Raw genomic sequence first — 12,990 nt, 5'->3', positions numbered from 1 at the left:
TCGTATTCGTGTATTCGTTCCTTCCGTCAGGCAGGGTTATCTACCATGACTTTGGCTGCGCGCAGGATCTTCTCCCCGCGCTTGTAGCCGGGCTGCAGAATCTGCGCGATGACGGGGTGGTCGACCTCTTCGTTGGTCTGAGCCATGAGAGCCTCATGCAACTGCGGATCGAAGTCTTCACCTGCTTGCCCGTAGCGTTCGAGCGAGAATCGCGTGGCAAGCGCATCTTCCAACTTGGTCGCGATGGCTGCGAAGGGCCCATCTTCGAGGTCACCGTGTGCGCGAGCCGCGTCGATGTCGTCGAGGACGCCGATGAGCGCCTCAATGACTTCGGTTTGGCCGCTGTCGCGGTGGGCGGGAACAGATTCTTTGGAGCGGCGAACATAGTTCGCATACTCCTGGTTGAGGTTGTAGAGGTCAGCGTTGGCGCGAGCGAGCTGGTCTTCAACCTCGGCGATGCGTTCGAGGGCTTTGGCGAGGTCAGAGTCTTCGACCTGCTCCTCAAAGGCGGACATGTCGAGGCCGTCGGCCGACTCGGTGTCGGCCGGAACCGCCGGGGTCGACTCGGTGGAGTCGGCCCCGGCCTCGCCCTCGTCGGGGAGGTTCCCCTCGTCGGGTTCGGGCTCGAAGCCCTGGTTCTCAGCGTCGGTCACTTGTTCTCGTCCTCGTCCACGATCTCGGCGTCGATAACGTCGTCATCTGCGGACTCTGCGCCAGCGTCGCCAGCGGGAGCCTCACCCTGAGCTTCGGCGGCCTGCTGGGCGGCGTAGATTTCCTGGCCGATCTTCATGCCGGACTCGTTGAGCTTGTCCATGGCGGTCTTGACGGCTTCGGTGTCTTCACCCTTGAGGGCTTCCTTGACTGCGTCCACGTCGGCCTGGACCGCAGTACGGGTCTCTTCAGAGATCTTGTCGGCCTCGTCCTTGAGCAGCTTTTCCATCGAGTAGACGGTCTGCTCGGCCATGTTGCGTGTCTCAGCTTCTTCGCGGCGCGCCTTGTCTTCGGCTGCGTGCTCTTCGGCTTCCTTGACCATGCGATCGATATCTTCCTTGGCCAGCGCCGATCCGCCGGTGATGGTCACCGACTGCTCCTTGCCGGTGCCGCGGTCCTTGGCGGACACGTGCACGATGCCGTTGGCGTCAATATCGAAAGCCACCTCAATCTGGGGCACACCACGGGGGGCCGGGGCGATGCCGGACAGTTCGAAGGTGCCGAGCAGCTTGTTGTCGCGGGCGAACTCTCGCTCACCCTGGTAGACCTGGATGAGGACGGAGGGCTGGCCGTCTTCGGCGGTGGAGAAGACTTCCGAGGCCTTGGTCGGGATCGCGGTGTTGCGGTCGATGAGCTTGGTCATGACGCCGCCCTTGGTTTCAATACCGAGGGACAGGGGGGTGACGTCGATGAGCAGGACGTCCTTGCGGTCGCCCTGGATGACGCCTGCCTGCAGGGCTGCGCCGACGGCAACAACCTCGTCGGGGTTGACGCCCTTGTTGGGTTCGCGTCCACCGGTCAGTTCCTTGACGACGCCTGCCACAGCGGGCATACGGGTGGAGCCACCGACGAGGACGACGTGGTCGATCTCGGAAACGGTCACGGAGGCGTCGCGAATGACGTCGTGGAAGGGCTTCTTGGTGCGCTCGAGCAGGTCGGCGGTCATCTCTTCGAACTTGGCGCGGGTGAGCGACTCGTCGAGGTGGATAGGGCCGTCAGCCGTCATCGACAGGTACTGCAGGGAGATGTTGGTGCTGGTGGCGCTTGAGAGTTCCTTCTTGGCCTGCTCAGCGGCTTCCTTAAGTCGCTGGAGGGCGACGGCGTCCTTGGACAGGTCGGCACCGGTCTTGGACTTGACCTGGGCGATCAGCCAGTCGACGATGCGCTGGTCCCAGTCGTCACCACCGAGCTTGTTGTCACCAGCGGTGGCACGCACCTGGATGGTAGAGAAGCCGTCGTCATCCTTACCGATTTCCAGCAGGGACACGTCGAAGGTGCCGCCACCGAGGTCGAAGACGAGGATGAGTTCGTCTTCCTTGCCCTTTTCGAGGCCGTAGGCCAGGGCTGCTGCGGTGGGCTCGTTGACGATGCGCTGGACGTTCAGACCTGCGATCTGGCCTGCATCCTTAGTTGCCTGACGCTGAGCGTCGTTGAAGTATGCGGGGACGGTGATGACGGCGTCGGTGACGGGCTCACCGAGGTAGGCTTCCGCGTCTGCCTTGAGCTTAGAGAGGATTCGTGCGGAGATTTCCTGCGCGGTGTACTTCTTGTCGTCGATCTCCATGGTCCAGTCGGTGCCCATGTGGCGCTTGACGGAGGAGATGGTGCGCTCAACGTTGGTGACGGCCTGGCGCTTGGCGATTTCACCGACGAGAACTTCGCCGGTCTTGGAGAAGGCCACCACCGAGGGAGTGGTGCGTGCGCCTTCTGCGTTCGCGATGATCGTGGGGTCGCCGCCTTCGAGGACGGCGATAGCTGAGTTGGTGGTACCGAGGTCGATTCCGACTGCACGTGCCATTATTGTTGTCCTTTCGTCTGGGATGATCCCAGTACTTCCTTGAGTCTGTTGTACTCAACTTTAGGAAGCAGGCAAACATGTCGCAACCCGAAATCCCAAAACTTGAGCCTACTGTACTCAACTTTGATTTTTTTGATTTATTCCGCACTCATCTGGAGACTGAGCAGATGCAACCTGACTTCATGCCACCTCAGCCCAAGCAGCATGTCATTTTCCTCCACGGTCTCGGCGCAACACCCCAGTCCTGGACCTATCAGATTGACCATTTACCCAGCGAATTCATAGGCATTGCTCTCCGCCTACCAGGTACGCATAACGATGACGCCCCATTCAATTTGAGCAAATCTGCCGACAAAATCATCCGCGATCTCGATGCACGCACAATCTCCACCGCACACCTGTGTGGGCTCTCACTCGGGGCAATGGTCGCAACTCAAGTAGCCATCAACCACCCCGACCGAATCTCATCACTCACCTTATGCGCCAGCCAGGCACACCCGCCGCGATTCCTCATGCGCCTTCAACGTCTTGTTATGCACGGGCTTCCAGCGCGAGCACTTGAAATGCCTGACCTATCGAAAGCACGAATGCTTCAAATTCTCGATGCTGTAGCCGAAGTCGATCTGCGCCCTTGCCTGCCCACTCTCAACATGCCGACGCTTGTAGTGTGCGGCAGTAAAGATAAAGCGAACCTGGCTTCCTCTCGCGAAATTTCAAGCCTTATCCCACAGGCCCGTATGCGAGTTATCAATGACGGCTCACATGAACTCAATACAGGGCAGCCTGAAATTCTGTCTGATCTCCTCAACAATTTCCTGAGCGACATCACCGGAAGGAGCTTATGAAGAACTAAGCGAGTGCCCCTCACTCTCCACCTTCAATCGCGCATCAACCGAGCCCGTACGATGCGCTCCAAGCGGAAACAGCGCTCCTGGCCACGCAACGAGCACCACGCCCGCAATGTCCACCCTTGCTTCGACCCAATCAAGCTCAGTGGCGCGACCACTCGCTGGGTGAGCTCGCCAGATGCAGCGGCATACAAGATCTCAACCCATCGCCCCTTCAACACGGCCTTTTCCACAGTCTTAATAGCTGAAGACCGTGGATAATACTGCGCGGGAGCTGTCCAGATAGCCGATTCCAACGCTTCTTTACCATAGCGCCTTCGCATCTGACGTTCTGCCCGAGCCAGAGAATCTTCTGCCTGCTCAAAAAACGGTACAGGTCCCGCTTGGGCCAACGCCAACCGCAAGGCAATAAGCGCTTTACGACTCATCTGCACATCGACCGACCTCGCAGAGCCCTTCCGGTGACCCTTGGTTTTAACGTTCATTTTCGTCGTGCCACGCCTTTTTGTTTTCTCAGTCTTTCCCGCCACTTTCTATTCCTCTACCTTCTGACCATCCTCGTTCGCAGGCGAGGATGAAGCTCGTTTCTTCTTCCTCATGAACAGATCATCGGACCAGCCATGTGCATCTGCGTCCTCGTCATGACACCATCGACTCCATGAACTGCGAACATTGGAACTGCGGGGCCTGCCATTCCTGCACCCACATTGAGGTCCCCTACCCCACGCAGATCGCTCGCAAACAGAGCCGAGTCGAAGCTGCGCTCGCCCTCGTTCCCGGATCTGAAAGCATCGAATGGCTGGATGCCTGCGCGTCCTCGCCGGCAGGTTTTCGCACGAACGCCAAACTGGTGGTTGGCGGAACCCGACGGCGACCAACCCTGGGAATTTTGGGCCCTGACCGGCGCGGAGTGGACCTGCCTGGATGCCCGATTCAATACCCGGCAATCAATGCAGCAACACCTGGCCTCAAACGGCTCATTCGCGCCCTCGATTTGGAGCCTTATGACGTTCCTACCAAGCGAGGGGAACTCAAAAATATTCTGATCACCGTTGGAGCCGAGGACCGGCTGATGGTTCGTTTTGTTCTGCGTTCGCGTGATCGCGTGGCAGATTTGCGCCGAGCGCTGCCATTGCTGCGCGAACTGGTGCCAGCAGCCGACGTTGTCACGGCGAACATCCACCCCACTCATGAGGCAATTGTTGAAGGCCCCGACGAGATCATCCTGTCGAAGAACAAGACGCTTCCAATGACGATGAACGGTCTGACCATGCACGTCGGCCCGCGCAGTTTCGTCCAGACAAATGCCGAGGTCGCTGCCGAATTGTACCGGCAGGCAGCCGCGTGGGCGGCTGCGGACGATCCTCGGTCCCTATGGGATCTGTATTGCGGTGTCGGCGGTTTCGCATTGCACGCGTCGGCTGCCGGCGTTGATCACGTAACCGGCGTGGAAGTATCCGAGGGTGCAATTTCTGCCGCGATCACGGCGGCGCGCGAGTCGGGTTTGGGTCGAGGAGCTGCGCGTTTTATTGCAGCCGACGCAACGCAGTGGGCACACAATCAGGCGCTGGAGGATTTGTCCGATGTTGTGGTGGTGAATCCTCCACGTCGTGGGATCGGCGCGGAATTGGCACAGTGGTTGGAGGACAGCAATGTTCACACAGTCATTTATTCGTCGTGCAATCCTGCAACCCTTGCCAAGGACCTAGCCGCAATGCCCTCACTTAAGCCCACCCAGGGCAGGCTTTTCGATATGTTCCCTCACACGGTTCACGCTGAAGTTGCTGTTTTGTTAGAGCGCTCTTAACGCCCTCATGCAGGGCGGAGCGACTCTGGCTTAGTTGCAGCCCAGCCTCAGTCGCAGCTCCCGCGCCCAAATATAACGGTTTAATAACGACTTCATTTTCGGGCCCGAGATACGCCAATGTTGTACGCAAATGCACATGGGTACCTGGACGATGAGTTCATGGAGGACATGACCCGAGCCAGCGAGCACTTCCGCTATATCGCCGAAGTGTTGGTGTTTCGCGCTGCGCACCTGTTTTCCTCTGATCAACTCAAAATTGTCAACGACCAGGAATTGCTCGACCTCGTTGAGGTTTTTGCCCACCTGGGTCGGCTGGCCGAATCTGGACAGACGCTGCTCGCCGGGGAAGTTTCCTACCGGAGCCGTCCCGAATTGGCCGAGCAACGCCTCTCTTATCGTCACGGCGCACGCAATCCTTCAGAGCTCTTGGAGCGGACTTGCTCTACTTCTGGCAGAGTTGCACGCTCTCGGTTGCGCTTGGGCACGTCTGTGCGTCCAAGTACCAGTTTGACCGGTGAAGTCCTGTCACCACGCTTCCCCGCACTGACATCCGCAGTCCAATCCGGAGCGATCGACCTTGAGGCAACGGCCATTATCCAAAAGACCTTGGCAACGGCCGAAGACCACGGTGCGCTCATGGATGACGTCATCGCCGCAGAATCCTCACTCGTAGGCGCCGCCACCGGATTAGATGACGAGGACGTGCGCAACTTCCGCACCCAACTGACCGCTGATGCCGCACAGATCCGCGGCGAAGCGACGAATACGGCGCCAAGATTCTGGAGTGAGGTGACTCAACCTCGAATGACTGTTGCCCAAATTGAGGTAATGGCTCAGGCATGGTCTATGGCACTGGATCCCGATGGTGCCTTACCGGATGAATCCGTCCAGCAACGGCGGCGCGGTTTTTCGATCGGTCGGGTCAAAGACGGCACTGTGCGAGTAACAGGGGAATTGTTGCCGGATGTCGCAGCGCAACTTGAAAAGCTCTTCGACGCTTACCTCAATCCGAAGGTCAATGCCGTCGCATTGAATGCGGGTGGCCCATGCCCGGTGTCTGGTTACCCTTTAGCGGAAAAGGCGCCCGACCACGCGTTAGATCAAGACCGGAAGCAGATAGCTGACGGCGCCTTCGCCCCTGGGTTGGGGCAGCCCTCCGACCACGCTTTAGATGCCGGATTGGGTGAGCCTGGTGTCCAAGAAGTCGAAGCTAATTCGGTTGCCGCCGTTCCTGATCTACGCACTCCAGCTCAACGACGCCACGACGCTTTCGCTGGGATCCTGGCTCAGGCAGCAGGACTGGAATCGATGCCTCTGTTAGGCGGAGCTCCTCCCACCCTGGTCGTCGCTACAACAATTGACCAGTTGACGCCGCCCATGGATAGTGCTTCGGCAAACGTCGCACAGCCTGGCGATCCACGAGATCAACATGGCGATCCACTAGGCCAACGTGGTGGCAACGAAGGTCCTGGTGTCGCTTTCATTCAAGGAAGCTCTGAAGAATTCAGTGCCGTTCCGGCAACTGTGGCTCGTCATATCGGGTGCGCCGGGGCAATTCAACGAATCAGTCTTGACGCACAGGGACGCATCACTGATATCAGCTCCAGTTCACGGGTCTTCACTGCCCATCAGCGCCGTGCAATCGCCCTACGTGATGGCGGCTGCATCATTCCGGGCTGCACCGTTCGTGCAAGCTGGTGCGAAGTCCACCACGTCGTCGAACACTCACGCGGCGGTTCCACTTCAACTGATAACGGTGTCTTGCTGTGCTGGTACCACCACCGCAACCTTGAATCCAACGGCTGGACCATCACCATGCACCACGGCATTCCGCATGTAGGGGTAGCGGGAAGACACACCAATAGGTCACATAGCGGATTCGAGCATGAAGAACCCCGGGAGCCGAAACTTTCAGACAAGCGAAAGAGATCTCTTACGATCCCGACGTAGCCGGCCAGTGTTGTGGCAGATCGACCCGACAATCTTCTGACAGGATCTATGGGAGTCGAGTTCAATGGCCTCGAGAAACTCGACCTCGATTGGCAAGGGGCGCGCCACCTCAGACAAATATTCATTGAGAAAACCAAGCTCCCACGAAATAAACGCGATAAATGCGGCCCCAAAAGCCAGGCTTCCCAAGGTTCGTTGTTCCGGCAGTGGTACCTGTTGCAATATCACTGCCGCGGGCCAAAAATCGGTGAAAACAGTCCCGATTTCCAACCGAAACGTGAATAACCGCAAAGAACTGCGGCGCGTCGCTTCCGCGCTACCGCTTAAACTGGTGGTAGTCACACAAAGGAGTGGAATTCACCATGGGCAAAAACTACCGCGCAGAACTCACTGGCGTCTTCGGCGACCCCGTCGACGGCAACCCGACCGGAGTGATGGAAGAAGCCGGATACCAAGCCCTGGGCCTCAACTACCGTTACATCACCGCGCGAGTAACACCTGACGACTTCCCTGACGCCATGAAAGGCCTGCGCGCAATGCACTTCCGCGGCGTCAACCTGACAATGCCGCACAAGATCACCGTGCTCAACTACCTCGACGAGCTCTCCGAGGCAGCACGCATCATTGGCGCAGTCAACACCGTGGTCGTACGTGAAGACGGCACCCTTTTCGGAGAAAACACCGACGGCAAAGGCTTCGTCGAAGCCCTCCAAGCCACCGGAGAAGACCTGAGCGGCAAGAACATCACGGTACTAGGCGCCGGTGGAGCTGCGCGCGCAATCGCAGTCGAATGCGCACTGGCAGGCGCCGCCTCCATCACCATCGTCAACCGTACCCTTGACCGCGCTGAGGAACTCGCCGACCTCGTCAGTCAGGAAACCCAAGCGGAAAGCACAGCAGCCGAATGGTCAGGCACGTACGCCACCCCCGCCGGCACGGACATCCTCATTAACGCCACCTCCATCGGCTTAGCCCCAGCATCCGACCAACGCCCCGACATCGACTACACCACAGTCACACCCGCGATGACCGTCTGCGACGTCGTCTTCGACCCCGCAGACACGCTTTTCCTCAAAGAAGCCGAAGCCCAGGGCGCCAAGACCGTCAACGGACTGGGAATGCTCGCCCGCCAAGGAGCACGCAACTTCACCCTGTGGACCGGCCATGAAGCCCCCATCGACGTCCTCGAAGGCACCCTTCGCGCCGAATTCAATGAGGCGTGACATGAGCGACTTACAGGCACAAATCGACATCCTCGCTCAACAAGAGGACCTGCTGCGATTCCCCTATTTCACACATCGCAGCGCCTGGGACTTCGGCATCTTCATGGTTGAACGCGCCCGCGAACTCAACACCACAATCGCTGTGTCCATCCGCACTCCCAACGGGTCCATCCTTTTCCAACACCTGCCCGATGGCACCAATCACCTCAACGAACTGTGGATGCGACGTAAGTTCAATACCGTCACCACCTTCGAATCCAGCTCACTACGCGCCACCTACGAATGCCGCCTCAAAGACGAAGGTCTTGCCCAACACGGATTGAAAGACGAAGACTACGCACTGTGCGGCGGCGGATTCCCTATTCGAACTGTGGGATCTTCAGCCCTGGTTGGTGTGCTCCTCGCATCCAATCTTCCCCACATTGAAGACCACGAGTTCCTCACATCCAGCCTGCGCGAATACCTGCACATCACCGCCCCGCAGTTCCATGAAGAATGACACCGACGACCGCCTCAAACGCCAACTCGACTTCATATTGAAGATCGACCAGGAAAAGAACATCCTGCGTCGCAATCACCTCACAGATGGTGGCCGCCTCGAAAATGATGCTGAGCACGCATGGCACATGGCAGTCATGGCGTATCTGCTGCGCGAATACTCCAACGAGCCCATCGACATTGGAAAAACCCTCATCATGTGCCTCATCCACGACATCGTGGAGATCGAAGCGGGTGATACCTACGCCTATGACGAGGCTGGAAAAGCCGATCAAGCGCAGCGTGAACAAGTGGCCAAAGACAAGCTCTTCTCCCTCCTGCCGCCCGATCAACGCGACGAATTGAGCGCACTCTTCGACGAGTTTGAAGCCCAAGAAACCCCAGAGGCTCGATTCGCCCGAGCAATGGATAACCTCCAGCCTCTGCTTCTCAACAACTCAAATGACGGGCAGGACTGGAAGATTCACTCGGTCAAAGCCAGCCAGGTGCGTGCTCGCCAAAGTCGAACAAAACCCGGCTCACAGACACTGTGGGAACTGAGCGAACGCATCATCGAAGACAACACGGCTAAAGGCAATCTGCCCGCCTAGAAAACCCCACAGCCGCCCCACAGGTAGTCCATACGCTGCACCGAAGCAGCGTCGGCAGTCTTACTGCCATGAACGAATACACGGCTCCTGAATACTCAGCCGCACCTGCGCGGCACGCAAAAAAGTCGCACAAGCTACGCAACACGCTGATCGTGGGCAGCGCCAGCCTCGCCCTCGTCCTGGGAGGAACCGCCGCCTGGGCCCTCGACCGCTTCGTCATCGAACACGCAACAGTTACCAACGCCTCGTCTTACGAGGCCGAACAAACCTCCTCAACAACGAACAGCACGGATTCCACCGCCGCTGTCACCGAAACGATCACCAACAACTCCTACACCTCGTCCGACGGCACCACCGTCACCATTTCGACGAACACGTCCGGCACTGGAAGCCAAGCCTTCACCTACTACGTTGCAGACGTCCAACTATCTGACACTTCAGCTCTGCGTTCAGCCTTCGCTAAAGACACCTACGGCGAAAACATCACCAGCCTCGTGTCCTCCATCGCCGAAGAAAACAACGCAGTCTTTGCTATCAACGGCGACTACTACGGTTTCCGAGACACCGGAATCATCATTAGAAACGGTGTCGTCTACAGGGACGAGGGAGTGCGCCAAGGACTCGCCATCTACTCCGACGGCTCAATGAAAATCTACGACGAAACCGCCACTGATGCTCAAACCCTCGTGGACGAAGGAGTGTGGCAGACCCTCTCCTTCGGCCCAGCCCTCGTCGAGGGCGGCAGCGTCATCGAAGGAATCGACGAGGTCGAGATCGACACCAACTTCGGTAACCACTCAATCCAAGGAGATCAGCCTAGAACCGCCATCGGAATCATCGACGAAAACCATTTTGTCTTTGTCGTGGTCGATGGACGCTCCGACACCTCAGCCGGAGCCTCCATGACGGAACTAGCCCAAGTTCTGGTTGATCTGGGCGCCACCACTGCCTACAACCTCGACGGCGGAGGCTCGTCCGAAATGTGGTTCAACGGCCAAGTCATCAATAACCCGTCCAACGGCGGCGAACGCGCCACCTCCGACATTCTCTACATCGGGAGCGCCTCATGATCGTCCTCATCCCCGCTTATCAGCCTGATATTCGCTTATCTCAACTCGTCCTCGAACTCCACCGCGTAGACCCCCAGATGCGCACGGTTGTCGTTGACGACGGTTCAGGCCCCGACTACTCCCTGTTCTTCGATGCCACGAGCGCCGCTGGAGCCGACGTTGTGTCCTATGAGGCCAACCGCGGTAAGGGGTTCGCCCTGCGCACGGGCCTGTCGCATATCCGCGAAACATACCCTAGGCAGGCCGTTGTCACCGCGGATGCGGACGGCCAACACACGGTTGCTGACATTGTGCGCGTGGGCCAGCGGGTTGAATCCACCGGGCAGGTTGTCTTGGGTGTGCGCGAATTCGTTGGAGATGTTCCGTTGCGTAGCCGCATTGGCAATCGGGCGACCGCCATGTTCTTCCGGCTGTCGACGGGTTGGAAGCTCAGCGACACCCAGACCGGCTTGCGGGGCTTGCCCGCCGAGCAGCTTGAATGGATGTGTTCAGTTAAGGGCGACCGCTACGAGTACGAGCTGTCGGTGCTGATCGAAATGCGCCAACGCCGCCTCGATGTCATCGAGTTGCCGATTGAGACGATTTACGAGGCCTGTAATCCAACCTCGCATTTTCGCCCCCTTCAAGACTCGGCTCGTATTTATGCGCCGCTCTTGGGTTTCGTGACGTCGTCCCTGACCAGCTCAATCGTCGACTACATCCTGGTTCTTTTACTCAATGCGCTCATGGGTTCGCTTTTGGCTCCCGTGGTGATCGCCAGGGTGATTTCCTGCACGGTCAATTACCTCGTGAATCGCAGGGTCTTGAGTTCCAACAAGGCTCGGGTGGGGCGAAGTGCTGTGGCTTACGGCGTACTAGCTGTTGCCATACTGGCTGCGTCTTATGGGCTCATCAAGGTGGCGACAGCAGCTGGTGTTGTCCTGTGGTTAGCTAAGCCAATCGTTGATTCGGCGCTGTTTGTTGTCTCCTATGTTGTTCAGAAACGCTTTGTTTTCGCCAAGAAGCTTGATGGCGGGAACAACTCGTCCTCGACGACGCGTTCAGTGCAGCCAGCCTATCTGCCGACGGTCCCACGTTTACAGCACTTGTTAGGCTGAGGTTATGGCCACGCATGACCGTGACACTGGAACACTGATACACCGGCCTACACTCGTTCCCGAAACCCAATCCATACTCCGCGAGGAATAAACATGGCTGTTGAACTCATCACCGAATCCACCCCTGAGGTCGTTGACGCTATGGCGCGCCTGCTCCCCCAGCTTTCCCGTTCAGCAAAACCCCTGGACGCTGCCGGCTGCGAGCGTTTCATCAGCCAGCCGGGAGTGGACTTCTTCGTGTTCCGTCCAGACGAGGCCGATGAGTCGGGCGAGCAGCCGATTCTGGGGATGCTGTCTTTGGCGACCTTCGAGATTCCGACGGGTGTGCGTGCATGGATCGAAGACGTCGTCGTGGACGAGGCGGCACGTGGGCAGGGTGCGGGAGCCGACCTCGTGCATGCGGCTATGGAGCGCGCCAAAGCCGTTGGTTCACGAACCGTAGATTTGACGAGCCGCCCCACCCGCGAGGCCGCCAACCGCCTATATCAGCGCATCGGGTTCGAGTTGCGTGAAACCAACGTCTACCGCGTCCCGCTAGCCGACTGAACGGGATCGTTTAGAACTCTTCGTAGACTGCGGGATCTTGCCCGGCCATGCGTCCGTCTGGCCGGGCAAGGGTGGCGATACGAGCCATCTGATCGTCGTTGAGTTCAAAGTCAAAGATGTCGAGATTGGAGATTTGACGCTGCGGCGTTGCCGACTTGGGCAGGGGAATCGTTCCTAGTTGGATGTGCCAGCGCAGAACCACCTGGGCGGGGCTACGTCCGAGTTCCTGCGCAAGCTCAATGATAACCGGGTCGTCCACGCCCCGGACTTTGCGAGCTAGCGGGCTCCACGATTCGGTGCGCACGCCGAGGCGTTCGTGGGCTTGGCGCAGCTCGGTCTGCGGGAAGTATGGGTGCAGTTCTACCTGGTTGACGACGGGCATGACTCCCGTCTGTGCGGCCACCGTTTCGAGGTGCTCAGGCAGGAAGTTTGATACGCCGACCGATCGGATCGCACCTTTCTTTTGCAAATCTACGAGAGCTTGGAAGGCTTCAACATAAAGCCCTTGAGCAGGGTTAGGCCAGTGGATCAAATAGAGATCCCAGTAGTCCAAGTGTGCGCGGTAGAGAGATTCTTCGACGGTGCGCACAGCCTGCTCGTAGCGGTGGTGGCGCCCGGGCAGCTTGGACGTGAGGACTAATTCGTCGCGGCTGATACCGCAGCGGCGCACCGATTCACCTAATGCCCCTTCGTTTTCGTAGTTGAAAGCTGAGTCCAACAGGCGGTATCCGGCTCTGATCGCGCTGACGATCGCGTCGACTCCCGCGCTTCCATTGAGGCTGTATGTTCCCAATGCGATCGCGGGAATTTCCATGCCGTCATTGAGGCGGTAGGTGGGGATTTTGTGCAGTG

General features: G+C 58.4%; 14 protein-coding genes. 9 read left to right on the top strand and 5 right to left on the bottom strand.

All coding sequences use genetic code 11. The features are described from left to right. Positions 1 to 26 precede the first annotated feature (26 nt). Complete coding sequence (locus G439_RS10720; RefSeq protein WP_022867408.1) at positions 27 to 653, bottom strand: nucleotide exchange factor GrpE; 627 nt, start codon at positions 651 to 653, stop codon at positions 27 to 29. Next, positions 650 to 2,509, bottom strand: a complete 1,860-nt coding sequence (dnaK, locus tag G439_RS0101410) for a molecular chaperone DnaK (RefSeq protein ID WP_022867407.1) — start codon at positions 2,507 to 2,509, stop codon at positions 650 to 652. Before dnaK ends, G439_RS10720 begins: the two co-directional genes overlap by 4 nt. A gap of 77 nt (positions 2,510 to 2,586) precedes the next feature. Here dnaK and G439_RS0101405 point away from each other — a divergent pair, with 77 nt between their 5' ends. Beyond that, positions 2,587 to 3,354: an alpha/beta fold hydrolase gene (locus G439_RS0101405; RefSeq protein WP_022867406.1), complete on the top strand. Its 768-nt coding sequence runs from the start codon at positions 2,587 to 2,589 to the stop codon at positions 3,352 to 3,354. Between the two features lie 32 nt (positions 3,355 to 3,386). Here the strand turns inward: G439_RS0101405 and G439_RS12095 are convergent, their stop codons facing one another. Beyond that, the gene (locus G439_RS12095) at positions 3,387 to 3,842 is read right to left on the bottom strand and encodes a helix-turn-helix transcriptional regulator (protein WP_131333464.1); all 456 of its coding nucleotides are present in this window, start codon (positions 3,840 to 3,842) and stop codon (positions 3,387 to 3,389) included. A 173-nt stretch (positions 3,843 to 4,015) separates the two neighbouring features. Between G439_RS12095 and G439_RS0101395 the strand changes: the two genes are divergently transcribed. Together G439_RS0101395 and G439_RS0101390 are read left to right on the top strand one after the other, a co-directional pair. Beyond that, entirely contained in the window at positions 4,016 to 5,164 is a 1,149-nt protein-coding gene (locus G439_RS0101395; protein ID WP_026459268.1) for a methyltransferase domain-containing protein, read from the top strand. A gap of 117 nt (positions 5,165 to 5,281) precedes the next feature. Then, complete coding sequence (locus G439_RS0101390; protein WP_022867403.1) at positions 5,282 to 7,114, top strand: HNH endonuclease signature motif containing protein; 1,833 nt, start codon at positions 5,282 to 5,284, stop codon at positions 7,112 to 7,114. On the opposite strand, the gene G439_RS12580 is transcribed toward G439_RS0101390, so the two are convergent. Continuing rightward, positions 7,076 to 7,456, bottom strand: coding sequence for a hypothetical protein (locus G439_RS12580; RefSeq protein WP_165544510.1), 381 nt, complete (start codon positions 7,454 to 7,456; stop codon positions 7,076 to 7,078). The genes G439_RS0101390 and G439_RS12580 overlap by 39 nt on opposite strands. A gap of 20 nt (positions 7,457 to 7,476) precedes the next feature. Between G439_RS12580 and aroE the strand changes: the two genes are divergently transcribed. The 6 genes from aroE to G439_RS0101355 all read left to right on the top strand — a co-directional run bounded on the left by aroE (position 7,477) and on the right by G439_RS0101355 (position 12,138). Then, positions 7,477 to 8,337, top strand: coding sequence for a shikimate dehydrogenase (aroE, locus tag G439_RS0101380; RefSeq protein ID WP_022867401.1), 861 nt, complete (start codon positions 7,477 to 7,479; stop codon positions 8,335 to 8,337). Position 8,338: 1 nt separating this feature from the next. Then, on the top strand, positions 8,339 to 8,836 hold the full coding sequence (locus G439_RS0101375) for a heme-binding protein (RefSeq protein WP_022867400.1): 498 nt from the start codon (positions 8,339 to 8,341) through the stop codon (positions 8,834 to 8,836). Further along, positions 8,826 to 9,425 carry an HD domain-containing protein gene (locus G439_RS0101370; RefSeq protein ID WP_022867399.1) on the top strand — a complete coding sequence of 200 codons (600 nt, stop codon included), beginning with the start codon at positions 8,826 to 8,828 and terminating at the stop codon, positions 9,423 to 9,425. Before G439_RS0101375 ends, G439_RS0101370 begins: the two co-directional genes overlap by 11 nt. A 68-nt stretch (positions 9,426 to 9,493) precedes the next feature. Further along, on the top strand, positions 9,494 to 10,495 hold the full coding sequence (locus G439_RS10710; protein WP_022867398.1) for a phosphodiester glycosidase family protein: 1,002 nt from the start codon (positions 9,494 to 9,496) through the stop codon (positions 10,493 to 10,495). Continuing rightward, positions 10,492 to 11,592, top strand: coding sequence for a bifunctional glycosyltransferase family 2/GtrA family protein (locus G439_RS10705; RefSeq protein ID WP_022867397.1), 1,101 nt, complete (start codon positions 10,492 to 10,494; stop codon positions 11,590 to 11,592). Before G439_RS10710 ends, G439_RS10705 begins: the two co-directional genes overlap by 4 nt. Before the next feature lie 93 nt (positions 11,593 to 11,685). Continuing rightward, positions 11,686 to 12,138 carry a GNAT family N-acetyltransferase gene (locus G439_RS0101355; RefSeq protein ID WP_022867396.1) on the top strand — a complete coding sequence of 151 codons (453 nt, stop codon included), beginning with the start codon at positions 11,686 to 11,688 and terminating at the stop codon, positions 12,136 to 12,138. A 10-nt stretch (positions 12,139 to 12,148) separates the two neighbouring features. On the opposite strand, the gene G439_RS0101350 is transcribed toward G439_RS0101355, so the two are convergent. Next, a complete protein-coding gene (locus tag G439_RS0101350; protein ID WP_026459267.1) occupies positions 12,149 to 12,988 on the bottom strand; it encodes an aldo/keto reductase in 840 nt (279 codons plus the stop codon). Between the last annotated feature and the right edge of the window lie 2 nt (positions 12,989 to 12,990).

Origin of the sequence: Schaalia vaccimaxillae DSM 15804, from assembly GCF_000420425.1 — a bacterium.
Classification (GTDB): Bacteria; Actinomycetota; Actinomycetes; order Actinomycetales; family Actinomycetaceae; genus Pauljensenia; species Pauljensenia vaccimaxillae.
This window is presented reverse-complemented; position numbering and strand designations above follow the sequence as displayed.